Source organism: Janibacter sp. Soil728, from assembly GCF_001428305.1.
Lineage (GTDB): Bacteria > Actinomycetota > Actinomycetes > Actinomycetales > Dermatophilaceae > Janibacter.
The window spans coordinates 1-25826 of record NZ_LMRZ01000007.1 but is presented as its reverse complement, the minus strand read 5'-3'; the positions used below and the strand labels follow the sequence as shown (position 1 = coordinate 25826).

The 25826-nt window shown below is 70.3% G+C and carries 25 protein-coding genes; 14 read left to right on the top strand and 11 right to left on the bottom strand.

The features are described from left to right. Window positions 1-9: 9 nt before the first annotated feature. Window positions 10-663: a 4'-phosphopantetheinyl transferase family protein gene (locus ASG73_RS16135; RefSeq protein ID WP_235499496.1), complete on the top strand. Its 654-nt coding sequence runs from the start codon at window positions 10-12 to the stop codon at window positions 661-663. Here ASG73_RS16135 and ASG73_RS16130 read toward each other — a convergent pair. Together ASG73_RS16130 and ASG73_RS16125 are read right to left on the bottom strand one after the other, a co-directional pair. Further along, window positions 630-1940 carry a M1 family metallopeptidase gene (locus tag ASG73_RS16130; protein ID WP_235499491.1) on the bottom strand — a complete coding sequence of 437 codons (1311 nt, stop codon included), beginning with the start codon at window positions 1938-1940 and terminating at the stop codon, window positions 630-632. The two genes, ASG73_RS16135 and ASG73_RS16130, sit on opposite strands and share 34 nt — an antisense overlap. Next, the gene (locus ASG73_RS16125) at window positions 1937-5839 is read right to left on the bottom strand and encodes a Pls/PosA family non-ribosomal peptide synthetase (RefSeq protein ID WP_055997748.1); all 3903 of its coding nucleotides are present in this window, start codon (window positions 5837-5839) and stop codon (window positions 1937-1939) included. Before ASG73_RS16125 ends, ASG73_RS16130 begins: the two co-directional genes overlap by 4 nt. Before the next feature lie 89 nt (window positions 5840-5928). Here ASG73_RS16125 and ASG73_RS16120 point away from each other — a divergent pair, with 89 nt between their 5' ends. The 5 genes from ASG73_RS16120 (at window position 5929) to ASG73_RS16100 (ending at window position 9531) form a co-directional block, all read left to right on the top strand. Further along, window positions 5929-7029 (top strand): LLM class flavin-dependent oxidoreductase, encoded by a 1101-nt coding sequence (locus ASG73_RS16120; protein ID WP_055997746.1) that lies wholly within the window; start codon window positions 5929-5931, stop codon window positions 7027-7029. Beyond that, the gene (locus ASG73_RS16115; RefSeq protein WP_055997743.1) at window positions 7026-7664 is read left to right on the top strand and encodes an NADPH-dependent F420 reductase; all 639 of its coding nucleotides are present in this window, start codon (window positions 7026-7028) and stop codon (window positions 7662-7664) included. The genes ASG73_RS16120 and ASG73_RS16115 overlap by 4 nt, the downstream gene beginning before the upstream one ends. Window positions 7665-7751: 87 nt before the next feature. Next, window positions 7752-8327, top strand: a complete 576-nt coding sequence (locus tag ASG73_RS16110) for an NADPH-dependent F420 reductase (RefSeq protein ID WP_055997740.1) — start codon at window positions 7752-7754, stop codon at window positions 8325-8327. Between the two features lie 65 nt (window positions 8328-8392). Next, window positions 8393-8905, top strand: coding sequence for a VOC family protein (locus tag ASG73_RS16105; protein WP_055997737.1), 513 nt, complete (start codon window positions 8393-8395; stop codon window positions 8903-8905). Then, the gene (locus ASG73_RS16100) at window positions 8902-9531 is read left to right on the top strand and encodes an alpha/beta hydrolase (protein WP_055997736.1); all 630 of its coding nucleotides are present in this window, start codon (window positions 8902-8904) and stop codon (window positions 9529-9531) included. The genes ASG73_RS16105 and ASG73_RS16100 overlap by 4 nt, the downstream gene beginning before the upstream one ends. Here the strand turns inward: ASG73_RS16100 and mftF are convergent. From mftF to mftA, 7 genes are read right to left on the bottom strand one after another with little or no spacing between them, the layout of a single operon-like run. Continuing rightward, window positions 9476-11035 (bottom strand): mycofactocin biosynthesis glycosyltransferase MftF, encoded by a 1560-nt coding sequence (mftF, locus tag ASG73_RS16095; protein WP_200946913.1) that lies wholly within the window; start codon window positions 11033-11035, stop codon window positions 9476-9478. The two genes, ASG73_RS16100 and mftF, sit on opposite strands and share 56 nt — an antisense overlap. Beyond that, window positions 11032-11826 (bottom strand): mycofactocin-coupled SDR family oxidoreductase, encoded by a 795-nt coding sequence (locus tag ASG73_RS16090; protein WP_055997731.1) that lies wholly within the window; start codon window positions 11824-11826, stop codon window positions 11032-11034. Before ASG73_RS16090 ends, mftF begins: the two co-directional genes overlap by 4 nt. Then, window positions 11823-12554 (bottom strand): mycofactocin biosynthesis peptidyl-dipeptidase MftE, encoded by a 732-nt coding sequence (gene mftE, locus ASG73_RS16085; protein WP_055998048.1) that lies wholly within the window; start codon window positions 12552-12554, stop codon window positions 11823-11825. The genes ASG73_RS16090 and mftE overlap by 4 nt, the downstream gene beginning before the upstream one ends. 16 nt (window positions 12555-12570) lie before the next feature. Then, a complete protein-coding gene (mftD, locus tag ASG73_RS16080) occupies window positions 12571-13764 on the bottom strand; it encodes a pre-mycofactocin synthase MftD (RefSeq protein WP_055997728.1) in 1194 nt (397 codons plus the stop codon). A gap of 19 nt (window positions 13765-13783) precedes the next feature. Continuing rightward, complete coding sequence (gene mftC / locus ASG73_RS16075) at window positions 13784-15034, bottom strand: mycofactocin radical SAM maturase (protein ID WP_055997726.1); 1251 nt, start codon at window positions 15032-15034, stop codon at window positions 13784-13786. Continuing rightward, the gene (gene mftB / locus ASG73_RS16070; protein WP_082567333.1) at window positions 15031-15363 is read right to left on the bottom strand and encodes a mycofactocin biosynthesis chaperone MftB; all 333 of its coding nucleotides are present in this window, start codon (window positions 15361-15363) and stop codon (window positions 15031-15033) included. The genes mftC and mftB overlap by 4 nt, the downstream gene beginning before the upstream one ends. A gap of 4 nt (window positions 15364-15367) precedes the next feature. Beyond that, on the bottom strand, window positions 15368-15484 hold the full coding sequence (mftA, locus tag ASG73_RS16065) for a mycofactocin precursor MftA (protein WP_055997723.1): 117 nt from the start codon (window positions 15482-15484) through the stop codon (window positions 15368-15370). Window positions 15485-15581: 97 nt separating this feature from the next. Here mftA and mftR point away from each other — a divergent pair, with 97 nt between their 5' ends. Continuing rightward, on the top strand, window positions 15582-16211 hold the full coding sequence (gene mftR / locus ASG73_RS16060) for a mycofactocin system transcriptional regulator (protein WP_055997720.1): 630 nt from the start codon (window positions 15582-15584) through the stop codon (window positions 16209-16211). On the opposite strand, the gene ASG73_RS16055 is transcribed toward mftR, so the two are convergent. Then, window positions 16205-17854 (bottom strand): sigma-54-dependent Fis family transcriptional regulator, encoded by a 1650-nt coding sequence (locus ASG73_RS16055; protein ID WP_055997717.1) that lies wholly within the window; start codon window positions 17852-17854, stop codon window positions 16205-16207. The two genes, mftR and ASG73_RS16055, sit on opposite strands and share 7 nt — an antisense overlap. Before the next feature lie 136 nt (window positions 17855-17990). On the opposite strand from ASG73_RS16055, the gene ASG73_RS16050 reads away from it, so the two are divergent. The 4 genes from ASG73_RS16050 (at window position 17991) to ASG73_RS16035 (ending at window position 22627) form a co-directional block, all read left to right on the top strand. Further along, window positions 17991-19103, top strand: a complete 1113-nt coding sequence (locus ASG73_RS16050; protein ID WP_055997714.1) for an NDMA-dependent alcohol dehydrogenase — start codon at window positions 17991-17993, stop codon at window positions 19101-19103. Between the two features lie 15 nt (window positions 19104-19118). Further along, entirely contained in the window at window positions 19119-20048 is a 930-nt protein-coding gene (locus ASG73_RS16045; protein ID WP_055997711.1) for an AAA family ATPase, read from the top strand. A gap of 131 nt (window positions 20049-20179) precedes the next feature. Beyond that, window positions 20180-21001 (top strand): VWA domain-containing protein, encoded by an 822-nt coding sequence (locus tag ASG73_RS16040; RefSeq protein ID WP_082567331.1) that lies wholly within the window; start codon window positions 20180-20182, stop codon window positions 20999-21001. A gap of 138 nt (window positions 21002-21139) precedes the next feature. Next, window positions 21140-22627: an aldehyde dehydrogenase family protein gene (locus tag ASG73_RS16035; RefSeq protein WP_055997708.1), complete on the top strand. Its 1488-nt coding sequence runs from the start codon at window positions 21140-21142 to the stop codon at window positions 22625-22627. Window positions 22628-22733: 106 nt separating this feature from the next. Here ASG73_RS16035 and ASG73_RS16030 read toward each other — a convergent pair whose 3' ends face one another. Next, window positions 22734-23171, bottom strand: a complete 438-nt coding sequence (locus tag ASG73_RS16030; protein ID WP_055997705.1) for a winged helix-turn-helix transcriptional regulator — start codon at window positions 23169-23171, stop codon at window positions 22734-22736. 99 nt (window positions 23172-23270) lie between these two features. Here ASG73_RS16030 and ASG73_RS16025 point away from each other — a divergent pair, with 99 nt between their 5' ends. From ASG73_RS16025 to ASG73_RS16015, 3 genes are read left to right on the top strand one after another with little or no spacing between them, the layout of a single operon-like run. Continuing rightward, window positions 23271-23966, top strand: coding sequence for an SDR family oxidoreductase (locus ASG73_RS16025; protein WP_055997702.1), 696 nt, complete (start codon window positions 23271-23273; stop codon window positions 23964-23966). 49 nt (window positions 23967-24015) lie between these two features. Continuing rightward, window positions 24016-25095, top strand: a complete 1080-nt coding sequence (locus tag ASG73_RS16020; RefSeq protein ID WP_055997699.1) for an alkene reductase — start codon at window positions 24016-24018, stop codon at window positions 25093-25095. Further along, entirely contained in the window at window positions 25092-25619 is a 528-nt protein-coding gene (locus ASG73_RS16015; RefSeq protein WP_055997696.1) for a PaaI family thioesterase, read from the top strand. The genes ASG73_RS16020 and ASG73_RS16015 overlap by 4 nt, the downstream gene beginning before the upstream one ends. Window positions 25620-25826 lie beyond the last annotated feature (207 nt).

Below are 25826 nucleotides of genomic sequence, written 5' to 3'. Positions count from 1 at the left end.
GTGGAGATCATGTGGCACGACGCCCGCTCCCTGGGGAGCTTGCGCAGCAAGCGTCTCGAAGGGAACGACGCCCTGCGCGCACACCTGTCATCCCCCGTCACCATCGGCCGCCACTGCCCCACCTGCGGATCGACGACCCACGGCCGACCATGGGTCCGTCTGCCCGACGGGACGAGCCCGCACGTCAGCCTCTCCCGCTGCGGCGAGCACGTCGTCACGGTGGTCGCCGACGACCCGGTCGGGATCGACGTCGAGTCGATCGCCGCGGTCGACGCCCGCTGGGACCCGGCCCTCGTCCTCCACCCGGACGAGCCGGACCCGGCCGCGCCGGCCCCCACCCGGCCCGGGCTGGCTGGGTCCGGACGCGCGCATTCCCCTATGGCAATGCGCGAAAACTTGCATTCCCCTATGGCAATGCACGAAAACTTGCATTCCCCTATGGCAATGCGCGAAAACTTGCATTCCCCTATGGCAATGCAGCGGGCGGCGGCGTGGTGCCGCAAGGAGGCGATCCTCAAGGCGCTCGGCACGGGCCTGAGCACGCCGATGAGCGAGATCCGGGTCGCCGACTGGCAGGTCGTGGACATCGAGGCACCCGGGGGCCTCGCCGCAGCCGTCGCCACCATCCCTCAGCCCGGCAGGGGCGGCAGCTCGACCTCGTAGAGCCACGCCTGGAAGAGGTCACCGAGGTCCTCCCCCGTGACTGCCTGCGCGTGCTCGACGAACATCGCCGTCGTGACATTCGCAAAGCGCTGCGCGGCACTCCAGGTCCGCAGCACCTCGAAGAAGGCGTCGTCACCGATCCGGCGACGTAGCGCGTGCAGCGTCAGCGCACCGCGCTTGTAGACCCGGTCGTCGAACATCAGCTCCGGTCCGGGGTCGCCGAGGAGCAGCTCGTCGCCGTCGTCGGTGCGCACCCGCTCGTGGTGGTCCGCCGCGCGCTCGCCGACGCTCATCAGGCCGACGTGCTCGGACCACAGCCACTCGGAGTAGCAGGCGAAGCCTTCGTGCAGCCAGATGTCACGCCAGTGCGTGAGGGTCACGGAGTTGCCCCACCACTGGTGGCTCAGCTCGTGGGCGACGAGGCGGATGCTCTCCCAGTCGTCGCGCATGAAGTTGCGGCCGAAGGTCGACAGGCCCTGCGACTCCAGCGGGATCTCCAGGTCGTCGTCGGTGATCACCGCCGTGTACGACGCGAAGGGGTAGTCCCCGAAGTGCTCGACGTAGAAGGCCAGCATCTGCGGCTGCTTGCCGAAGGCCGCCTCGAAACCGGCCCGGGGGCGGCTGGCGGGTGCCACGACGCGGACGGGGACGGGCGCTCCCTTCTGCTCCAGCACCTGGTAGTCGCCGATCTGGACGGTGGCGAGGTAGGTGGCCATCGGGTCGTCCTGGCGGTAGGTCCAGGTCGTGGCATTGCCGCGGGTCGTGCTGCTGACGAGCTCACCGGCGACGGCGACGTGGTACCCCTTCGCCACGGTGAGCGCGATCTCGTAGGTGGACTTGTCGTCGGGCCGGTCGTTGCACGGGAACCACGACGGCGACCCGTGCGGCTGCGCGGCGACGAGGACGCCGTCCTCGAGCTCCTCCCAGCCGGCCTCGCCGAGATGGCGGCTGCGCACCTGCGTGGGGGTGCCGGCGTACCTGACCCGCACCTCGAAGTCCTCGCCCTCAGGCACCGTGCGCCCGAGCGTGACGGCGAGACGGTCGAAGCGGTGCGTGTACTTGGCGATCGCGCCGTCGACGTGCACACGGGCGACCTTGAGGGAGTGCAGGTCCAGCTCCACCCGGCTGACCGGTTGCAGCGCCCGGCAGGTCAGGGTCGCCTCCCCGGAGAGGCGGTTGCCCACGACCTTGTAGTCGAGCACCAGGTCGTAGTGCTCCACGTCGTAGGACGCGTCCCCGTGCCCGGGGACGTAGTCGTCCGTGCCCTGCCGCCTCACTCGCGCTCCTCCCACGGTCCGATCGGGTTGCCGATCCATCGTGTGCGCGACGGTACGCCTTCGCCGCGCATCACCAGTGATGCCGGGCCGACCGTCGCATTCTTCCCGATGCTGGACGAAGGGAGGATGACGCTGTTGGGTCCGAGCGTCGCCCCGGCCTCGAGGACGACCGTGTCCATGCTCAGCACACGGTCGTGGAAGAGGTGGGTCTGCACGACGCAGCCGTGGTTGACGGTCGCGCCGTCGCCGAGCCGGACGAGGTCGCTCTCGGGGAGCCAGTAGGTGTCGCACCAGACGCCCGCGCCGACCGTGCTGCCCATGAGGCGCAGCCAGGCGTTGAGCGCCGGCGTGCCGGCGGTGATCCGGGCGAACCACGGCGCCGCGAGCATCTCGGTGAAGGTGTCGGCGAGCTCGTTGCGCCAGACGAAGGGAGTCCACAGCTCGTGCTCCCCCACGCGGTGGCGGCCGACGAGGACCCACTTGGCCACGAGGGTGATCCCGGCTGCCACGTGGCTGCCGACGATCATCACCGGGCCGGCGAGCAGCACTGCGGCCCAGACTGATCGGTCGAGAAGCGCCAGCAGCGCGACCCCCACGGCGACGTTGAGCGCGACCGAGCACCACAGCGGGATGACCCGACAGAGCTCGACGAGCGCCCGCAGGACCTTCAGCCGCCTCGGCGGGTCATAGGTGCGGCTGGAGTCCTGGTCAGCTGCGTCGCGCCGCAGCTTGCGCGGTGGCGAGCCGATGTAGGACTGGCCGGCCTTGGCCACCCCGCGCCCGGGGGCCGCGGAGAGCACGGCCACGAGCGAGCGCTTGGGTACCCGGCGGCCGGGCGCGAGCATCCCGGAGTTGCCGACGAAGGAGCGCTTGCCGACCTTGACCCGCTCGACGCGGATCCACCCACCGCCGAGCTCATAGCTACCGATCATCGTGTCGTCGGCGAGGAAGGCGTGGTCGCCCACGCGCACGAGCTTGGGGATGAGCATCACCGTCGAGGCCTCGACACCGACGCCGACGCGAGCACCCAGCAGCCGCAGCCAGATCGGGGTGAAGGCGCTGGAGTAGATGGGGAAGAGCCAGTCGCGCGCCTCGTCGAGCAGGCGGACCGTGCCCCAGATGGCCAGACCGGCTGCCGAGCGCACCGGGTAGTGACCGGGCTGGACGAGCGTGGCGAGCAACCGGGTGAGTGCGAGGACGAGCAGCGCGAGGACGAGGTAGCCGACGAGTGCAGAGAGCGGGAGCCAGGCAAGGGCGGCGACCACGGCCTCCCAGAGACTCTGCGTCCCGGACACGGCCGGCCAGAGCACGGCCGCACCGACGAGGGCCGCCAGCCCGGGCAGGGAGGCGATGAGCAGAGCGAGCATCGCGTAGCCGAGGAGCCATGCCCTGGGGGCCGGCGCCTGCTGCTGCGACCACGGTCCGCGGGCCCGGCCATGCGGCTCCGCAGGGGCGCCCGACCAGAACTCGTCCTGCGTCACGGCACCCATGACGTGCGAGCCGGGGGCCACCTCCGCCCCCGGACCGATGACCGACCCCGGGGAGATGGTGCTGCGGGCGCCGACCCTGGCGGCGGCTCCGATGGTGATCGGGCCGACGTGCACGCGGTCCCCGTCGATCCAGTGACCGAGCAGGTCCACCTCCGGCTCGATCGAGGCCCCCGGCCCCACGTCCAGCCATCCGGTGACCGGCGGGAGGGCGTGCAGATCCACCCCTTCGCCGATCTTGGCTCCGAGGAGCGTTGCGTACCAACGGAACCAGACCGCGCCGGACAGCGAAGCCGCGGCCAGCTCGTCCTGGATGCGCCCCGCCATCCACAACCGCAAGTGGATCTTGCCCCCACGCGGGTGGGAGCCGGGCCTCACGCCGCGCAGGACCAGCCGCGCCAGGAGCGCGGCGAGCGCCATCCGGCCTGGGGCGGAGAGGAAGAGCGCCGTGGTGATCGCGACGAGCCAGAGGGGGAAGGCCGGCAGCCACGGCAGGACGACGTGCCCGATGGTCGAGCCCAGCAGCAGCCACGCCACCCACCGCATCCCCGCCAGAGCGCGAAGGGGGACCATCGCCGCGAGCTGGGCCGCCTGGGTCCGTGGACGGATGGGTCGGACCTTGCGGTCGGTGAGGACCATCGTCGACGCCGCCGCGGACTCGTCGAGCCAGGCCGCGAGGTCGCCGAGGGTCGGGTGCGCGTAGAGGTCACCGACGGTCGTCTCGGGGTTGCGCTCGCGCAGGCGGCTGACGACCTGCGCGGCAGTCAGCGAGCCTCCCCCGAGGTCGAAGAAGTCGACCGAGGGGTCGCTCACCTGGGCGCCGATGATCTCTGCCCACAGTCCCGCGATCCACTGCTCGCTCTGGCCGAGCTCCCCGGTCGCCGGGGTGTCGTCGGAGGTGGGCAGCGGCCACGGGAGGGCGTCGCGGTCGACCTTGCCCGAGGTGCGGGTGGGCAGCTCGTCGACGACTGCCAGGCGCGGCACGAGCGCGGCGGGCATGCGCTCGCGCAGCAGGTCCCTGGCCCGCGCAGCGTCGTACTGCGCGTCGGTCGTCAGGTACCCGACGAGCAGCTTGTTGCCCGCCCGGGTGGAGCGGACGGCGGCCGCTGCGGAGACGACGCCCGGCAGGCGCAGCAGCTGCTCGTCGATCTCGCCGAGCTCGATCCGTCGGCCGCCGAGCTTGATCTGGTCGTCGGCGCGGCCGGCGAAGACGAGCCCGAGCGGGTCGTTGCGCACCACGTCGCCGGAGCGGTAGGCGCGCTCCCAGCCGAGGGTGGGCATGGCGGCGTACTTCTCGGCGTCCTTGGCCGGGTCGAGGTAGCGGGCCAGGCCGACGCCACCGATGATCAGCTCACCGGACTCCCCTTCTGCCACGGGGTGCCCCTGCGCGTCGACGACGGCGAGGTCCCAGCCGGCGAGCGGCAGGCCGATGCGCACGGGGTCGCTGCCGTCGAGCATCGCGCCGCAGGCGACGACTGTGGCCTCGGTGGGGCCGTAGGTGTTCCACACCTCGCGGCCCGGCGCCTGGAGGCGCGCGGCCAGCTCGGCCGGGCAGGCCTCGCCACCCATGATGAGCAACCGGACCCGCTCCAGCGAGCTCGGCGGCCACAGCGAGACGAGGGTCGGCACGGTCGAGACGATGGTGATCTCGTTGGCCAGCAGCCACGGGCCGACGTCGACGCCCGAGCGCACGAGCGAGCGGGGTGCGGGCACGAGACAGGCGCCGTAGGCCCAGGCCAGCCACATCTCCTCGCAGCTGGCGTCGAAGGCGACGGACAGCCCGGCCATCACCCGGTCCCCCGGGGCGATCGGGTCGTCGACGAGAAACATCTGCGACTCGGCGTCGACGAAGGCGGCCGCGTTGCGGTGGGTGACGGCCACCCCCTTCGGCTTGCCGGTGGACCCGGACGTGAAGATCACCCAGGCGTCGTCACTCGTCCCGGGATGCGCCGGCTCGATCGGCGAGCGCCCTTGGCCTGCAACGGTGGTCGAGATGACCAGGTCATTGCCGATGACGGCCGCGGCACCGGACTCCTCGAAGACCACCCGCGCCCGCTCGTCGGGGTCGTCCGCGTCGACGGGGACGTACGCCGCGCCCGCGACGAGGATCCCGATGATCGCGACATAGAGGTCGGTGGAGCCGGAGCGGATGCGCACCCCGACCTTGTCCCCCGGGCCGATCCCGAGCTCCGCCAGCTGCTCGGCCACCGCCGACGCCGCCTCGCCCAGCTCGGCGTAGGTGAGCTTTTCGCGTCCGCTGTCGACGGCCGGTGCGTCCGGGTTGGCCGACACGACGCTCATGAAGATGTCGACGAGGGTGCGCGGATCGGTGGCCCGGTCACCAGCGAGGAGCGCCGGCAACAAGGACGAAGGGGAGGTCACGGGCGCATCGTGGACTGCGAAGGTGAACATCTGGGGTCCGGTCGGTCGGAATAGCGCATCGGGCACACTGGTTGATTGAATCGACAACAATTACTTCCATCTCCGACCGGAAGGCCGCGATGACCACGCCCCCCACCCAGATCGAGCTCGGTCTCGACACCTTCGGCGACATCCCCGAGGACGGCCACGGCGCCCTCGTCTCGGAGGCCGAGGCGATCCGGCGCGTCATCGAGGAGGGCGTGCTCGCCGACCGGGTCGGCGTCGACGTCATCGCGCTCGGTGAGCACCACCGGTCCGACTACGCGATCTCCTCCCCCGAGACCGTGCTCGCCGGCCTCGCGACGCGCACCGAGCGGATCAAGCTCGCGTCCGGCGTGACCGTGCTGTCGTCCGACGACCCGGTGCGCGTCTTCCAGCGCTTCTCCACCGTCGACGCGATGTCCGGCGGCCGCGCGCAGGTGATCCTCGGCCGCGGTTCCTTCACCGAGTCCTTCCCGCTCTTCGGCTTCGACCTCGCCGACTACGACACCCTCTTCGAGGAGAAGATCCAGCTCTTCGCCGAGCTGCTCAAGGAGGAGCCGGTCACCTGGCAGGGCACGACGCGCTCGCCGCTCACCGACGCGCAGGTCCACCCACGCACCGAGTCGGGCCATCTCGACACCTGGGTGGGCGTCGGCGGGTCGCCGCAGTCGGTCATCCGCGCCGCGCGCTACGACCTGCCTCTCATGCTCGCGATCATCGGCGGCTCCCCGGCGCGCTTCGCCCCCTACGTCGACCTCTACCGCCGGGCCGCCGCGCAGTACGGCACGACCCCGCACCCCGTGGGCATGCACTCGCACGGCTTCGTCGCCGACACCGACCAGGCGGCGGCAGACATCGTCTGGCCGCACTACAAGCGCAACCGCGACCGGCTCGGTGCCGAGCGCGGGTGGCCGCCGGTGACGCGCGAGTCCTTCGAGGACGAGATCGCCCACGGGTCGCTGTACATCGGCTCCCCCGAGACCGTCGCCCAGCGCATCGCCGACGCCCTGCGCGCCATCGACGCCCGACGGTTCGACCTCGTCTACACGAGCGGCAGCACTCCGGTCGACGACCGGCTGCGCGCCGTCGAGCTGTACGGCCGCGAGGTCGCGCCTCGGGTCCGCGAGCTGCTCGCGGACCTGGCCCCGACGGGCGTCGGCTCCGCAGGCACAACCCCGGGCGAAGGGGGCGACGCATGAGCACCATCGCGATCCTCGGCGCCGGCAAGCTCGGCACCGTGCTCGCCCGGCTGGCCGTCGCCGCGGGTCACGAGGCGCTCGTCGCCGGGTCGGGCGACCCCGAGCGGATCGCCCTGACCGTCGAGGTGCTCGCCCCCGGCGCCGAGGCGACGACCGCCGCCGACGCCGCCGCCCGCGCGGACGTCGTCATCCTCGCCCTCCCCCTCGGCAAGCACGCGTCGGTCCCACCCGACGCCCTCGCCGGCACGCTCGTCGTCGACGCGATGAACTACTGGTGGGAGGTCGACGGCATCCGCGACGACCTCACCGACCCGCGCACCACCACGAGCGAGGTCGTCGCGGCGCACCCGCCCACCTCACGGGTCGTCAAGGCGCTCAACCACATGGGCTACCACGACCTCGAGGACGGGGCGCTCCCCGCGGGCGCCGAGGGCCGCAAGGCCATCGCGATCGCCGGCGATGCACCCGACGACGTCGCGGAGGTCTCCCGCCTCGTCGACGAGCTCGGCTTCGACCCGGTGACCATCGGGGCGCTGACCGAGGGGCGCGCGCTCGAGCCGGGGCGGCCGGCCTTCGGCGCGAACGTCGACGCAGGTGCGCTGCGCGATCTCGTCGGTGTCGCGGCGCGGGGCTGACCCCCCTTCGACCCTTGGTTGACGCAACAACTAAATATCGCTACGGTGAAGCCACATAGTTGAACCAACAACCTTCTAGGGGTCACCATGACGAGCATCTCCATCATCGGCACCGGCACCATGGCCAACGCCATCGCGGCCGTCGCCGAGCGCGGCAACCACGACGTGCAGCTCCTGGGCTCCTCCGACCAGGGCGTGGCCGTGACCGGCGACATCGTCGTCCTCGCGGTCCCCCACACCGCCGTCGACGAGATCATCACCACCCGCGGCGAGCAGCTCGCCGGCAAGATCGTGGTCGACCTGACCAACCCGGTCGACTTCGCGACGATGGACGCGCTCGTCGTGCCCGCCGACAGCTCCATGGCGGCCAAGATCGCCGCGGCGCTCCCGTCGGCCAAGGTCGTCAAGGCCTTCAACACCAACTTCGCCAGCACCCTGGCCGAGGGCACGGTGGGCCCGCTGCAGACGACGGCCCTCATCGCCGGTGACGACGACGCCGCGAAGCAGTCCCTGACCGAGGTCCTCACCTCCGGCGGGCTCAAGGTCATCGACGCCGGCGCCCTCAAGCGCGCCCGCGAGCTCGAGGCCATCGGCTTCCTGCAGATCACCCTCGCCGCCCGCGAGAAGTTCGCCTGGACGGAGGGCTTCGGCGTCATCAGCTGACCCGGCCTCCCCCCTTCGCCAGCCCCTCCCCCTTGTCCCACGCCAGCTCCAAAGGAGTCGTGCCCATGCCCATCCCAGCCGTCCGCCTCAACCACGCGGTGCTCTTCGTCGCCGACGTCGAGCGCTCCATCGCCTTCTACCGCAACGCCTTCGGCGCCGAGACCATCGCCTACGAGCCGCGGATGCGCGCCGCCTTCCTGCGGATGCCGCGCTCGACCAACCACCACGACCTCGGGCTCTTCGGCGTCGGCGCCCAGCCGGCCCGCGAGCGCGGCTCGATCGGGCTGTACCACCTCGCCTGGCAGGTCGACACGATCGAGGACCTCGACGAGGCACGACGGACCCTCGCCGGGCTCGGCGCCTACGTCGGCGAGTCCAGCCACGGCGCCACCAAGAGCGTGTACGCCGCTGACCCGGACGGCAACGAGTTCGAGGTCATGTGGATGCTGCCGCAGAGCGAGTGGGGCGCCTACGACAACGCGGCCCCCGTCGAGGCCCTGGACCTGCCCGCCGAGATCGAGCGCTGGTCCGGTGTGGCCACCGCCGGCGAGCTCGTCCCGCGCGAGGTGACCGCGTGAGCGCGCAGTTCGCCCCGGCCGTCGCCGCCTTCCTCGGCGAGGACGACCCGGCCAAGCCACTCGTCGTGCTGCTGCACGGCCGCGGGTCCGACGAGCGACAGATCCTCTCCCTCGCGGCCCACCTGCCCGCCGGGCCCTCGTACGCCGCCGTCCGTGCCCCGATCGCCGAAGGGGGTGGCTTCGCCTGGTTCGCCAACCGCGGCATCGGTCGCCCCGTCGCCGAGTCGCTCACGGACACCATGGCGTGGTTCCGCACCTGGCTCGACGAGGTGGCCCCGACCGGGCGGCCGGTCGTGCTCATCGGCTTCAGCGGTGGCGGCGCCTTCGCCGGCGGGCTCGTCCTCGACGACCCGCAGCGCTACGCAGGTGCGGCGATCCTCTACGCCACCCTCCCCTTCGACGCCGGCGTGCCCGTCACGGAGCAGCGCCTGGCCGGCCTGCCCGTCCTCGTCGCCCAGGGCGACAGCGACTACGTCATCCCGCGCGAGCTGCTCGACGGCACCTGGACCTATCTGCACGACGAGTCCGGTGCCCTGGTGACCGCCCACCGCGACGCGGGCGGCCACGGCATCACGCAGGCGAGCCTGGTCGTGCTGGTGGGCTGGTTGAAGGCGCTCGCTGGCTGAACCACCGCCGGCCCTGGCCTGCTGGGCTGCCGTCGGCGCGTCGTCTCACACCGCCCGATCCGCCGAACCGCGGCAGCAGGGCACGCGCAGACCCGGACCGCACCGCACCGGTCCACACACCGGCCCCGTAGGCCAGGTCGTCGAGCCGCCGGGCCACGAGGAAACTCAAGGGATCGAGGCCAGGACGCACGCGTCTCCACTCCGTGATCGCGTCGACGACGGCGGCAGCCGCGACGATGCGACGAGCTCGTGACGACACCAGGGTCAGGGGCAGCACTGCGGGCCACCAGTGCCGCAACGCCAGCGCACCTGACTGCTCGAGCGAGCTGCGCGCTCCGTCGCACGTCAGGCGAGCAGCCATCCGCACCGCGGTCGACCAGCCGAGGGGCGCGTCATCGCCCAGGGAGCGGAAACGCATCGCGAGGCGCACGGTGACGGTGGCCCAGGCCAGTCCCACCACGGGCAGGCTCCACCGACGCTGGGCGAGGACAGCTGCAGCAAGGACTGCGGTCCAGGGTGCGAAGACCGCGGGGGCCACCGCGGTCCCGTGCCGAGATGCGAGCGGCGCAGCACTCGTGCCGTAGACCGCCTTGCGGGTCAGCCAGGACGCGGGAGTGGCGCGGTGCTCGTGGCGCACCGAGGCTGCCGGCTCGTAGCGGACCCGGTGCCCCGCCGAGGTGAGCCGCCAGACCAGGTCGACGTCCTCGCCGACGCGCATCTCCTCGGAGAACCCGGCGCAGGACTCGAAGACATCACGGCGCACGACGACGCAGGCGCTGGGCAGCCACGCCACCCGACTCATCGGCCTGACCAACGCCGGGTCGGGCCCCCGGTCCAGTGACGACATCGCGGCCTCGTACCGGGTCAGCGCGCCGCTTCCGTGCGGCCTCGCCGAACCGGGCTCGAGTCCGAGGATGCGCGGCGCGACCATCGCAAGCCGTGGGTCGGCGAAATGCCGCAGCAACACCTCGAAGGCCCCGGGACCGGGTACGACGTCGGAGTCGACGAAGGCGACGAAGGGGGTCCCGGTCGCCTCGAACCCTCGGTTCCGCGCTCCCGCCGGCCCGCCGTTGGTGGGGAGCGTCAAGACCTCGGCGCCGTGCCGCTCCGCCGTCGCGATCACCAGATCCGGCCGCTCCGAGGCGTCGTCCACCACCAGGACGTGCACGCCGACGGGCAGGCCAGCGAGCAGGCGATCGAGCTGCCGACTACGGTCCCGCACCGGGATCACCACGGACATCTGGTCGAGCCCGGACTGGGGCAGCGACGAGGGCGCCGGGTCCATCAGGCCGGCGTCAAGGAGTCGCTCAGCGAGCACAGCGGTCCCGGCGCCAACGTCCAGCGCGTCGCCGTCAAGCATCGCCAGAGCCCTTGCCGACAGTCGCATCAACCGTCCGGGACTCCCGCCGACCAGCACCCGTCCGTCGTCGTACCGCCGCACGTGCTCGTTGAGGCGCAGGCGAGCACCGTGCGGGAGCCCGGTCGGCGGCGACACTGCACTCACCCGGTGAATCCACCGTCAGCAGCGACCACCGAGCCGTTGAGCACGCCCCCGGCCGGCGAGCAGCAGAACGCGATCGTCGCGGCCATCTCGGCCGGACTGATGGCACGCTTGATCAGCTGGGAGTCGGCGAGCTCGGAGGTGTCATCGAGCCCGTAGATGCCGGCGGTCGCGGCCAGCATCTCGGTGTCGGTGGAGCCTGGCGAGACCGCGACCGCTGTGACCCCCGTGCCGACGAGGTCGGCGGCGAGTCCGCGGACGATGCCCAGTGCCGCGTGCTTGGAGGCGTTGTAGGCGCTGAGGTGGAACAACCCACGGCTCCCGGCTGCGGACACGACGGCGACGAACCGACATCCGGACGGGTCCTGCTGGTCGAGCATGACGGGCACGGTGGCGGCTGCGGTGTTCCAGACCCCGAGGGCGTTGACATCCCACTGGGTCTGCAGGTCCTCGGCCGGCGTCTCCCACAGGGGCGCTCCACCAGCGATCACCCCGGCCGCGGCCACCACCGCATCGAGGCGCCCGAACCGGGCAACCCCCGTGGCGACGGCTGCCCTCATCGCGGTGAGGTCCGAGACATCGGCCTCGACGGCTTCGACCCGGTCGGAGTCCAGGGCGGCGACCGCCGCCAGGTCCTCGCGAGTCGCCAGCGGATAGGTGAGCCTCATGTCGGCGCCTCGGCACGAGTCGACCGCGATGACCCGGTGACCGGTACCGAGCAGGTCGGACACGGTCGCCGCGCCGATCCCCCGGGCTGCTCCGGTGACGAGCACCACCCGGTCCGCGGTCGTCATGGCCGGCTCTTCACGACACGTGCTGCGCGACCCGACTCGCGCACCAGGCAACCACGGTCATCGACGACGGCGGACGTCAGCCGCTCGAGCGCGTCCTCGACGATCAGGTCGAGCAGCCGTAGGCCTTCCTCTGCTGTGGCGGTCGTCGGGTCACCGAGGACACCGTTCGCGCTCACCGCGATCACCCCCTTCGTCATCAGGGTGGGGAGCACCTCCGCCAGGGAACGGGTGTCACCGACCTCGGCCGCGCTCATGTCGACCGTCTGCGGGTCGAGGTGCAGCATGATCGAGGTCTCGGCATGACCCGCATGCAGGTCCAGCTCCTCGGTTGCGCACGGCAGCCACTGGGCACGGTGCCCCTCGGTACGCAGCTGCGTCACGGCCCCGCGCAGGGCGGCGAGGTTGCCCCCGTGGGTGTTGACGAAGGTGATCTCCCCGGCCCAGGAGCTCATCGACCTGACCAGCTCGACGAGGACGAGCTCCAGGACGTCGTTGCCGACAGACATCAGCCCGGGGAACCCCTGGTGCTCACCGGAGGCTCCGAAGGCGACCGGTGGCGCGACATGTGTCGGACCGGGCAGGGACTCGGCGAGTCGTGAGGCCACGGCGACCGCGATCGCCGTGTCCGTGCCCAGGCCCAGATGCGGTCCGTGCTGCTCGGTCGAGCCGATCGGTACCAGGACCCGGCAGCCGGGCTCCAGCGCCGTCCAGGTCGTCCGCGTCAGCATGCCCACGAAGGGTTCCCTACTCGCCCAGCCTGCGGGCGAAGCCCTCGGGAATGACGAGGTCTGCCGGGCTGAGCTCGTCGATCGAGGAGTGGCCCATGCCGAGCAGCGCAGAGTCGATGCCACTGCGCAGGATGTCGAGGACGTTCTCGACCCCGGCCTGGCCGTTGGCGCCGAGGCCCCACAGGTAGGCGCGACCGATCATCACCGCGCGCGCACCCAGCGCCAGTGCCTTGACCACGTCGCTACCGCGTCGGATGCCGCCGTCCATCAGCACCTCGATGTCGTCACCCACCGCATCAGCGATGCCGGGCAGGACCCGGATCGGGGCCGGGGTGCCGTCGAGGTTGTTGCCACCGTGGTTGGACACCGAGATGGCCGACACACCGAGGTCCCGGGCGCGCTTGGCGTCGTCGATGCGGCACACGCCCTTGAGCATGAAGGGGCCGCCCCATTCCTTCGCCATCCACTCCACGTCCTCCCAGGTGGGCGGGGTCGTGGTCATCCACTCGTAGTAGGCGGCGAAGAAGGTCGGCCCCTTGTCCTCGCCCGGGGCGGCCAGGTTGGGTGCCGTCAGGTCCGGGATGTTGCGTTCCTTGGCGAACTCCCACGCCCATCGGGGACGTCGGACCACTTCGGGGGCCAGCTTGAGGGCCGATGCGAAGTCGATCTTCTCGGGGATCTCGGGGCTCCCCCAGTCACGGCCCATCGAGAAGGACCAGTCCAGGGTGGCGATCAGCCCCTTGGCACCGGCGGCCCGGGCCCGCGCCATGCGCTGGACCATGACGTCACGGTCGCCTGTCCAGTACATCTGGAAGAAGGTGTTGGGGTTGGCCTCGACGACGTCCTCGACCGAGCGACTGGCGAAGTTGCTCAGGCCGATCGCCGTTCCGCGCGCGGCTGCCGCCCGAGCGACGGCGACCTCACCGTCGGGATGCACCGCCTGCACACCGGTCGGCGACATGATCACCGGCAACGAGATGTCGACACCCAGCACACTGGTGGCCATGGCACGGTCGGGAAGGTGGCCGGCGACGTGAGGGGCCAGGCCGAGCTCGGTGAAGGCAGCCTCGTTGTCGGTCAGGCTCTGACCACGCTCGGAGCCGGCGACGAGTGCGCCGTAGACCGACTTCGGGAGCCGCTTCTTCGCCCGCTGCTGGGCGACGGCTACGGACTCGAACCAAGGATTCTGGGCCCAGGGGTTCTTCGACATGGGTGGAGACCTCTCGGGATCAGGGGGTGAAGCCGGCCAGCGGGTTCTCCGCACAGGCAGAGACCGGCGCGGACGTCGGCGGCGTGAAGTCGTCGGGACGACGGGTCAGGGTGAGCATCACTGGTTGATTGCGTCCCGGCGCCGTGCGGGAGTGGTCCTGGCTGGCCGCAGGGATGCTGCGGTCGGCAGCCAGCGCGGACTCGCCGTACCCCTGCACGCACTCGGGGTCCGGGCCGTCCATCGGCAGGCCGGTGAAGAACTTCGCCGCCATGCACCCGCCACGGCACGAGTCGAAGAACTCACACTTCGTGCACGCCCCCGAGGTCTGCGGTGCACGGAGTTCTTGGAAGAGCTGCGAGGTCTGCCACACCTCCCGGAAGCCACCGTCGGCGAGCAGGTTGCCGGCGAGGAAGTTGTCGTGGATCGCGAAGGGGCACGCATAGACGTCGCCGATCGGGTCGATCAGGCACACCACCCGCCCGGCGCCGCACAGGTTCAGGCCCGGCAGTGCCTCGCCGAAGGCTGCGAGGTGGAAGAACGAGTCGCCGGTGAGCACGTCCTCGCCATGGGCCATCAGCCAGTCGTAGAGCTCGCGCTGCTGCTCGGGCAACGGGTGCAGCTCGTCCCACACGTCCGCGCCACGACCAGATGGGCGCAGCCGGGTCAGGCGCAGGGTGGCGCCGTAGTGGTCGGCGAGCGCCTTGAACTCGTCGAGCTGACCGATGTTCTGCCGGGTGCAGACGACCGAGATCTTGGCGTCCTTGAAGCCGGCGTCCTGCAGATTCTTCAAGGCGGCGAGCGCGGTGTCGTAGGAACCGGGGCCGCGGACGTAGTCGTTGACCTCGGCGGTCGCACCATCCAGCGAGATCTGCACGTCGACGTAGCCGTTGCAGGCGGGCGAGGCGAGGAAGCCGGCGCGCTCGGGGGTCAGGCGGACACCGTTGGTGGAGAACTTCACCCCCACCTCGTGGTCGACGGCGTACTGCAGCAGGTGCCAGAAGTCGGGTCGGATCGTCGGCTCGCCGCCGCCGATGTTCACGTAGAAGACCTGCATGCGCTGCAGCTCGTCGATCACCGCCTCGCACTGCTGCGTGCTCAGCTCGCGTGGGTCGCGGCGGCCGCTGCTCGACAGACAGTGCGCGCACTCGAGGTTGCACGCATAGGTCAGCTCCCAGGTCAGGCAGATGGGGGCATCGAGGCCGAGCTCGAACTGGTCGACCAGGCTGCCGCCCTTCGGACGTGCATCGTGGGCTGGTGCGGTGATGGTCATTGCTGGCCCTCCTTGCGGGAGTGGATCATGTCGGACTCGGCGAGCGTGGACAGTGCGCCGACAAATGCCGCCCACTGGGCCTCGGGGACGCCGGCATCAGCCAGCGCGGTGCGCACGTCAGGGGCGCCGGCCAGTGCCCGGACGACGGTGACCAGCTCGGGCCGGCGCAGGAAGGACAGGCGCCGGTTTCCGAAGTGGTAGGCCAGCGCGCCGAAGGGCTCGGGTCTCAGCGCGACCTTCGGGTTGAGTCGCCACCCGTCCTCGAGACGGACCTCGACCCGTGGAGCGTGGTCAGCCTCGAGGACGGTGGCAGTCGCAGCGGTCGACATCGGCTCAGTACACGCCGCACATGCCGTCGATCGAGACTTCCTCGACCAGCATCTCCGCGGTGAGCTCTTCGGACTCGACAGTGGTGCTGTCCGTGGTCTCCATGGTCTCCGTGCTGTCCATCGTTCCTCCTTGGTGGGTATGACGTGGACCACACCGTATTGGCACCGAGGGCAATAATGGAAGGGGTAAGCGAAAACTTCTGAGATAGGTTCGTCCGGTGCGCAAGAAAGGCCCCGGTCGTCCCCCGGTGACGACCCATGCCCTGATCGAGGAGATCGCCTTCCGCCTCTTCGACGAGCAGGGGTTCGACAACACCACCGTCGAGCAGATCGCAGACGCGGCGGGCATCGCGCGGCGCACGCTCTTTCGCTACTACCCGTCCAAGAACGACATCCCGTGGGGCCAGTTCGACGAGAGCCTGCGCCACCTCGCCCAGCACCTGCGCGAGATGCCCACCGACGTCAGCACGGCCGAGGCCGTCCAGGAATCGGTCAAGGCGTTCAACCACGTCGACCCCGCCGCCGTGGAGCAGCACCGACGACGCATGCGTCTGCTGATGAACACCCCCGCCTTGCAGGCACACGCCACCCTGCGCCACGGCGCCTGGCGCGCGGTCATCGCGTCGTACGTCGCACAGCGACACGGCATGTCCCCCGACGACCTCCATCCCCGCACCATCGGACGGGTCGCGCTGGCGCTCGCCCTGTCGGCCTACCAGCAGTGGCTCGAGGACGAGCAGACGTCGCTGCCCGGCCTGCTGGACGAGGCCTTCGCCGCGCTCCACCACCACCTGGACGACCAGCGCGCCGTGATCCCCGAGCGAAGGGCTGCGGGCACCGGTCAGTAGCTGGTGATGCGGAGCTGGCGGATGCGCGTGTAGAGCGTCGTACGCGACATGCCCAGCTCCCGTGCCGCCTGCACCTTGTTGCCGTCGAAGGCCCGGAGCGCGGCCACGACGGCATCGCGTTCGGCCCGCTCACGAGTGGTGAGCGAGCGAGCAGAGCTGGCCACGCGGTAATGGTCGGGCAGATCCGTCAGCGCGATCCCGCCATGGGTGCGCCGGCCGGCCGCGAAGGTGATGACGGCCTTGAGCTCACTCAGGTTGCCCGGCCAGTCCTGTGCCGTGAGCGCGTGAATGACACCGGGCGTGAGGTGCACATCATCGCTCGCGGCGACCTCGGCGAGCATCGACGCGGCCAGGCCGGGGATCTCGGAGCGCCGTGATGCCAGAGTCATCAGCTCATCGCGAACGATCGCGGTCCCGGCCAGGTTGGCCGCCCTACCGGTGAGTGCCTCGACCGGACCCGAGGTGAAGATCAGCTGGGGCCGCGAGCGCCGGCCGACCCGGTCGATCACCAGATCGAGCAGCTCGTCCGACAACAGGTCGATGGACTCCACCACGACGCAACCACTCGTACGGCGCATCGCGCTCTCGAACTCCTGCGCCCACACTGCCGGCCCCTCCAGCAGTGCCGTCGCGGCGTGGAAGACCTTGGTGGGCAGGACGCCGAGCTCCCTCGCTCGGGTCGACCGCCCGGTGCCGGGTGGCCCGCAGACCAGGGTTGGAGCGGGCGCCCTGTCCGGCACCTTGACCGGACTCATCGCCGGCGGAGTGAGGTGCGGCCCGCAGGCCCGCTCGACCACCCGAAGCAGGACCCCACGTCGTGCCCCCGGGACCCGCGTCACCATGACGTCCGCAGGCCTTCCGGTCTCGAGGGTGAACCGCAAGGTGCTGTCGGCGCTGTCCGGAGGATCGTCCCCGAGCACGCGAAGCAGCGCGATGTCGGAGGAGCTGAGCAAGCTCGAGGCGGCTTGGTTGCTCATCACGATGTCCTCACCGATGGCCAGGACGGCGTGCTTGGAACGCCCCGACGCCTCCTGGAAGGCGGCCAGCAGGCTCTTCTCAGAGATCCGGCTACCGTCGAGGAGACGCTGTTCGATGTCATGGACGGCCCGGGCGATCAGCGGTGGGAGCAGCGGGCTCGCAGACTCCACCAGCGCCGAGATGTCGAGGACCCCCTCGATCCGGCGCGTAAGCGGGTGCCGGATCGGGTGTCCGTAGCAGCTGAAGTGCCGCAGGGACTCCACGAAGTGCTCCGACCCGTGGATCACGACTGGGTGCCGCGTCTCGAAGACCGTGCCGATGGCGTTCGTGCCGATGGTCTCCTCGAGCATGCTGGCACCCTCACGGATGTTGAGCACGTCGAGTCCCTCGCGTGTCCGCGGGTCATCATCCCAGCGCCTGACGATGCGGCACTCACGGTCGCCCAGGATCGTCGAGAACCCCGTGCCGACCAGGCTCGCCTCCAGCTGGTCGAGCACCGGCCCCGCACCGACCAAGAGCGAACCGTTGCGGTCGAAGTCCCCCGGGACCAGTCGTTCGAAGGCCCCGCTGTGCTCGACGCCGGCCAGGCTCGCGCGGCGCCAGGACGCGGCGATGTCTGGGCGTACGTCGGAGATCTCGTCGGACGTCGTTGTCCGCTGGGTCATGGAGTTCCTCCAGGTCAGGTGTGTGCCCTGCCACTGCCCATCATGCACCTGCGCGGGAGAGATGTATGTCCAGTTCTTGAACAGATGCGTCGAGTGACGCGTGCCACGGTGAGCAGACCCAACTCGAGGAGACCTCATGAAGACCCAGGCAGCAGTCGTCGTCGAAACCGGCAAGCGCATCGAGATCGAGGAACTCACCCTGGACAAGCCTCGCGAAGGAGAGGTCTTGATCCAGTACACCCACGCCGGCCTGTGCCACTCCGACGTACACATCGCGCACGGCGACCTCGAGGCACGCCTGCCGATGGTGCTCGGGCACGAGGGCGCGGGCATCATCCAGGAGGTCGGACCCGGCGTGTCACGGGTCAAGGTGGGCGACCACGTCGTCTGCTCCTTCATCCCCAACTGCGGATCCTGCCGATACTGCGCCAACGGTCAGCAGTCCATCTGCGACATGGGAGCCACGATCCTCGAGGGCTACCTGCCCGGACCCCGATTCCCGATCACCGGCCCTCGCGGCGACTACGGCGCGATGTGCATGCTCGGGACGTTCAGCCAGTACGGAGTCATCCACCAGAACTCTTGCGTCAAGGTCGACGACGACCTGCCGCTCGAGAAGGCCGTGCTCGTCGGGTGCGGTGTGCCCACCGGTTGGGGTGCAGCGGTGAACACCGCGAACGTGAAGGCCGGCCAGACCGTGATGGTCGTCGGCATCGGCGGCATCGGCATCAACGCCGTGCAGGGCGCCCGCCTCGCCGGCGCGAAGAACATCATCGCGATCGACCCCTTGGAGAACAAGCGCGAGAAGGCGATGGAGCTGGGTGCCACCCACAGCTTTGCCAGCACCGACGAGGCGATGGAGGCGATCACCGACCTGACCCGCGGGCAGATGGCCGATTCGGCCATCCTGACTCCCGGCCTGATGACCTCCGAGATCGTCGCCGGCGGCTTCAACGCAGTCGGCAAGGGCGGTGTGGTGGTGCTCACGGGCCTCAACAAGCTCGAGGAGCAGAACATCGAGCTGCCCGGCTCGATCATGACCCTCTTCAGGAAGTCCCTGAAGGGCAGCCTCTTCGGTGACTGCAACCCGACCGTGGACATCCCGCGGATCCTCGGGCTGTACCAGAGTGGCGACCTCAAGCTCGACGAGATCATCACGCGCACCTACACCCTCGACCAGGTCCAAGAGGGCTACGACGACCTGCTCGCCGGCAAGAACGTCCGTGGCGTCGTCGTCCACAGTCACTGAAGGAGCGAACAGATCGTGACTCCCACATCCTCCGTCGGGTCGTCCGTCCGAGGCGGCCCGACGGAGGTCGTCGACCGCGCGACCGAGGCACAGCTCCTTGAGGCGGCGCTGCTCAGCGGCGCCCACGTACTGCTGGAGGGGCCGCCCGGGACCGGCAAGTCGACGCTGCTACGCCGCGTCGCCTCTGGTCGGCACATCCCCTTCGTCATGGTCGAGGGCAACGCCGAGCTCACGCCGGCGCGCCTCATCGGTCACTTCGACCCGGCCCTCGTGCTGAGCAAGGGCTACGTGCCGGAGATCTTCGAGGATGGTCCGTTGCTGGAGGCGCTGCGCACCGGCGGTCTCCTGTACGTCGAGGAGCTCAACCGGATCCCCGAGGAGACTCTCAACGTCCTGCTGACCGCGATGTCCGAGCTCGAGATCACCGTGCCTCGCCTGGGTCGGGTCGCCGCTGCCGAGGGGTTCTCCCTGGTAGCGGCGATGAACCCCTTCGACGCGGTCGGGACAGCTCGGGTGTCGGGCGCGTTGTACGACCGCACCTGTCGGATCTCGATGGACTATCAGAGCGCAGAGGCCGAGCAGGCGATCGTCGGCCTGCGCACGGACGACCTCGACCCGCAGTGGCGCGCCAAGGTCGTCGAGCTCGTCCGGAGCACGCGCGAGCACGCGGACATCCGCTTCGGGTCGTCGGTGCGAGGCGCCATCGACGTCGCCCGACTCGCGGTCGAGCTGGCCAAGTTGCGCGGCACCCCGACCGACGACTGGCATGTGGGGCTCGCGGCAGCCAGAGTGTCCCTCTCGGGAAGGATTCGTCTCCAGGACGGGTGCGACCGCACGCCCGAGCAGGTGATCACCGACCTGTACGTCGACATCTTCGGCGCCGAACCGGTCGACCCCGAGAACGATCCCGACCCCGACTCACAGGGGTCGCCGGGGGAACTCTGAGCCCGCCTCCCGGGGCGGGCGCTACACCCCCACCCAGCACACCCGAGTCTCGCCAGCGGAGGTCGGCGCCACGCACCACGGGTCGCGCTGACCTGGCCAAGAACCCGAAGTTCGCCGAGCTCTCCCCCGAGGTGGGCGAGCTCGACCTCGAAGCTCTCGACGACGCACTCAACGACGACCCTGACGACACCCTGACACTGCTCGTCGAGATGTCGCATGCAACCGACGAGGGACTACGGGCGGCCGTACGGCGGCTCGCACCACGGCTGATCCTCGACCAGACCCGACGAGGCATCCCTCGCAACCGCGGTGTCTCGAAGCGCCGGACCGTGCCGGCACATCGCGGCGGCGACCTGGACCTCGACCGGTCGATGGACGCGATCGTCGGGGCTCGCGCCGAGGGCCGGATGCCCTCCCTGGATGAGATGTCCGCTGCCGACTGGGCCCGGCCCGAGCTGGCGCTGTGCCTGGTCATCGACCATTCCGGATCCATGAACGGGGCGCGGCTGACCACGGCCGCGGTCGCCGGCGCGGCATGCCTCACGCTCGCGCCCGAGGAGCACTCGGTGCTCGCGTTCGCCGCCACCACGACGCCGCTCAAGCGGATCGCTGAAGCGCCCGCCACCACGCGGACCATCGAACGAATCCTGTCGCTGCGTGGCCACGGCACCACCGGGCTCGCTGGGGCGCTGCGCGAGGCGGAGGTCCAGCTGGCTGGCGCCCGGGCGCGGCGCCGCGTCGTCCTGCTCCTCTCGGACTGTCGGGTCACCGACGAGATCGATGCCACCCCGGCGGCCGGGGCCATCGACGAGCTCATCATCCTGGCGCCGGCCGACGATGACGACGAGGCACAGCGGTTGGCCCGTGATGCCGGCGCCCGGGTGACGGCCATCGGGTCGGTGCTCGAGGTACCTGCCGCCCTCAACCGCATGATCGCCGACGACCGACTCTGACAGACCGTCGCGGCACGGCTGGTGACGATGCGGTCCGCAGTGCTGGTGGCCTCTCGATTGTCCAGAGACTGAACACTCATGACCGCCACACCTGCCTAGCGTGAGCCGTATCGCGTTGTCCACCAAAGGAGCCCGTTCATGCCCATCACATCTGCCAGGGTCAAGGAATTCCTCAACTCCCCGGTTCGAATGCTCATCGACGGCGAATGGGTCGCCGCTCGATCGGGACGGACCTTCGACACCCACGACCCGGCAACCGGCGAGGTGCTCGCCGCTGTTCCCCAAGGGGTCGGGGAGGACATCGACCTCGCCGTCGCTGCCGCCAGACGGGCCTTCGACTCCGGTGGCTGGAGCACCATGCGCCCGAACACACGAGAGAAGCTCATCTGGCGCATCGCCGAGCTCATGGACACCTACGCCGAGGATCTGGGCGAGCTCGAGTCCTTGGACAATGGCAAGTCCGTCGGCGTCGCCACGGCGGTCGACGTTCGATTCGCTGCCGAGTGCTTCCGCTACTACGCCGGATGGCCCACGAAGTTGACCGGCACCACGAACAACCCCTCGATGCTGCTCGCCGACCCGGCCCAGGAGTTCCACGCCTACACGCGCCGCGAGCCGGTGGGTGTCTGCGGACAGATCATCCCGTGGAACTTCCCCATCCTCATGGCCGCGTGGAAGATCGCTCCCGCCCTCGCGACGGGGAACACGGTCGTCCTGAAGCCCGCCGAGCAGACCCCCCTGTCGGCGCTGATGCTCGGCGAGATCCTCGTCGAGGCGGGCGTACCCGCGGGAGTGGTCAACATCGTCACCGGCGACGGTGAGGCCGGAGCAGCGCTCTCCGGCCACGCCGATGTCGACAAGATCGCTTTCACCGGCTCCACCGAGGTGGGCAAGCTGATCGTCGACGCCGCCCGCGGCAACTTGAAGAAGGTGTCGCTCGAGCTGGGCGGCAAGTCGCCGCACATCATCTTTGCCGACGCCGACATCCCAGCGGCTGTTGCCGGCACCATCATGGGATTCACGTTCAACTCCGGGCAGGCTTGCGAGGCCGGGACGCGGGTCTACGTCCACGCCGACATCTTCGACGAGTTCACCGGGGCCCTTGCCGAGGCCGTCGCGCAGCTCAAGGTCGGGCCGGGCTCCGACCCCGAGTCGGCCATCACGCCGCTGGTCTCACAGGAACAGCTCGACCGGGTCACTGGATACCTGGAGGCGGGCAAGGCGGCCGGTGCTCGCGCCCTCGTCGGTGGTGAGCGCGTCGGCGAGTCCGGCTACTACGTCGAGCCCACCGTGTTCGTCGATGCGACGCCCGACATGTCGATCGTGCGCGAAGAAATCTTCGGCCCCGTCGCCGTCGCCCTGCCGTTCACGGACGAAGACGAGGTGATCGCTGCCGCCAATGACACCGTGTACGGCCTGGCAGCTGGTCTGTGGACCAAGGACCTGAGCCGGGCACACCGCGTGGCCGCGCGCCTGAAGGCCGGCCAGGTGTGGATCAACACCTTCCACGCCTTCGACGCCGGCCTGCCCTTCGGTGGGTACGGGCAGTCGGGCTGGGGCCGCGAGCTCGGCTCCGAGGCGCTTGATCTGTACACCCAGGTCAAGGCCGTCAACATCGCCCTCTGACCGACCACCTGCACGCCATGCACGGGCCGGGTGGAGGTCGACTCGCGGACGAAACCTCCGCGAGTCGACCTCCACCCACGCCCCGGGTCCGACGAGAGGCGCGAGCTCAGCCGAGCGCGGGATCAGCCACCTGGACCTCGCCTCGTCGCACGACCTCGCCGCACGCGGCACAGGCGAGGACCGGGTGGAACTCCGAGCCGCAGGAGTGGTCGAGCCGCAGCGGTGGGTCCCCTTCGCCAGCCAGGTGACGGTCACCGAACTCCCGCATCGTGGAGACGATCGGGGCGAGCGAGCGGCCGACGTCGGTCAGGTGGTACTCGAACCTCGGCGGCCGTTCCTCGTACTGGACCCGCGTCACCAGCCCGTGGGCCTCGAGCTTGCGCAGACGGTCGGTGAGGATGTCTCGCGGGCCACCTGTGAACCGCACGATCTCCTCGAACCGGCGACTGCCCAGGAGCAGCTCACGCACGACGAGCAGTGTCCACTTGGTGCCCACGAGATCCAGCGTCCTGGCCACGGAGCACTCACGTACCTGCGTCTTCATCCCACGATCGTACCCGAGTTGGAAATACCAACCGACCCCAGTAGGTTGGAAACACCAACTCGCACGGATCGACGTCTGTGCCCTCGAACAGGAGAACCCATGCCCTCTCTCGCCAACTCGGTCGTGCTCGTGACCGGCGCCAACGGCGGACTCGGGACGCACTTCGTCGGACAGGCGCTGGAGCGCGGTGCCGCCAAGGTGTACGCCGCCGCCCGCTCCCCCCGCGAGTGGGATGACCCGCGCATCGTGCCGCTGCGCCTGGACATCACCGACCACGACTCCGTCGTCGAGGCGGCCCGCACTGCGCAGGACGTCACCGTCGTGGTCAACAACGCCGGCGGCGCCAACGGCTCCAGCGTGCTGGGTGACCTCAGCGCCGCACGCGAGCTCTTCGACACCAACTTCTGGGGAGCCCTCGACGTCACCAACGCCTTTCTCCCCGCGCTGCGCACCCACGGCGGGATCGTGCTCAACGTGCTGTCGGTCCTCAGCTGGTACGGCATCGGCGACGTGTACAGCGCCACCAAGTCGGCGCTCTGGTCGGCGACCAACACCCAACGTGTGGCCCTCGTCGGCGACGGCATCCACGTCGCGTCCCTGCACCTGGGCTACGCCGACACCCCCATGGCCGCCGGTGCTCCCGGACCGAAGAACGACCCTGCCGACGTCGTGCGCAGTGCCTACGCCGGCCTCGAGGAGGGCCAGTACGAGATCCTCGCCGACCAGCTGAGCGTCGACGTCAAGGCGGGCCTCTCCCGGCCGATCGAGACGCTCTACCCGCAGCTGAGTCGCTGACCCGACGCTCACCCGCACCCCGACCACCTACTCCAGCAAGGACGTCGCCATGTCACTCAGCCCCACTCTCTGGGAACCCTTCACCCTGGGCTCCCTCTCCCTTCCCCACCGTCTCGCGCTGGCGCCGATGACCCGCAACCGCGCCGATGCCGACGGCACCCCCACCGCGCTCGCCGCCGAGTACTACGCCCAGCGCGCCTCGCTCGGGCTGCTCATCACCGAGGGCACCCAGCCCTCCGCGGACGGCCAGGGCTACCTCAACACCCCGGGCATCCACACCCCCGAGCACATCGCCGGATGGAAGGGCGTCACGGACGCGGTCCACCAGGCCGGGGGCCACGTCTTCATCCAGCTCATGCACGTCGGTCGCCTGTCGCACCCGGACAACACCCCGCACCACCGTCAGTCGGTCGCACCGTCGGCGATCTCCGCCGAGCAGGACTTCTTCACCCCGACGGGCATGCAGAGCACGCCCACCCCGCGCGCACTGGCCACCGACGAGATCGGCGGGATCGTCGCCGAGTTCGTGCACGCCGCCCGCTCGGCGATCGAGGCCGGCGCTGACGGTGTCGAGATCCATGGCGCCAACGGCTATCTCCTGCACCAGTTCCTCGCACCGAACGCCAACGAGCGCACCGACGAGTACGGCGGCTCGGTCGAGCACCGTTCGCGCATCGTCGTCGAGGTCGCCACCGCGGTCGCCGACGCCATCGGCCCCGAGCGCACCGGGATCCGCATCTCCCCCGGGTTCCCCCTCGGCGGGCTGGACGAAGGGGGCCCCGACGCCATCCGCGCCCAGTACCGTCACCTGGTCGGCGAGCTGGCTCCACTGAACCTCGCCTACCTCCACGTCCACCACGCCGGCGACGACGAGCTCCTGCGCTCCCTGCGCGACCTGTGGCCCACCGCTCTGCTCGTCGTGCGCTACGGACGCGACCGCGACCAGATCGCCGACGACGTCGAGGCCGGCCTGGCCGACATCGCCCCGCTCGGCCGCTGGGCCCTGGCCAACCCCGATGTCGTCGAGCGCCTGCGCCTGGACGCGCCGCTCAACCAGGTCGACCCGGACACGCTGTACGCCGGCGGCCCGCGCGGCTACACCGACTACCCCACCCTGGCGTCGGCATGAGCGCGGCACCTCCGGACCCGACGCCCGACACCACGGACGTGCGCGAACGCACCTATGCGTGGGCCGACCCGCAGGTCTTCGCTGCCCCCGCTCGGGAGCTCGACGGGATCGACTTCTTCGAGAAGCTGGGCGAAGGGGGGTTCCCGCCGCCGCCGATCAACGCGACCCTCGGCATGGGTCTGGTCGAGGTCAGCGACGGTCGGGCTGTCTTCGAGCTCACTCCGCAGGAGTGGCACTACAACCCGATCGGCACCGTGCACGGTGGCGTGCTGGCGACCCTCGCGGACTCAGCCCTCGGCTGCGCCGTCCACACCAAGCTGGCGGCTGGCACCGCGTACACATCCCTCGACCTGACGATCAAGTTCACCCGCCCGGCCACCCTGGGCAGCGGCACGCTCACCTGCGAAGGGCGCGTGGTGTCCATCGGACGCCGCACGGCCACCGCCCAGGCCGAGATCACCGACACGACCGGACGGGTCATCGCTCACGCGGTCGCCAGCTGCCTCATCATGGGCGACAGCTGACGGCTCGCCCCCATCGCCCGCACCCGCTGCGCCCAAGCACGACGAAAGGCCCGGACCAACTGGTCCGGGCCTCTCGACATTTGGTAGCGGGGGCAGTGTGCTGGCTCAGGACATCGGAATAGGGTGTCTCGCGACATCGGAATAGGGGTGTCTCGGGTCATCGGCATAGCCGCGGATGGCTCGCGATGCTGAGGCGCGATGCTGAGG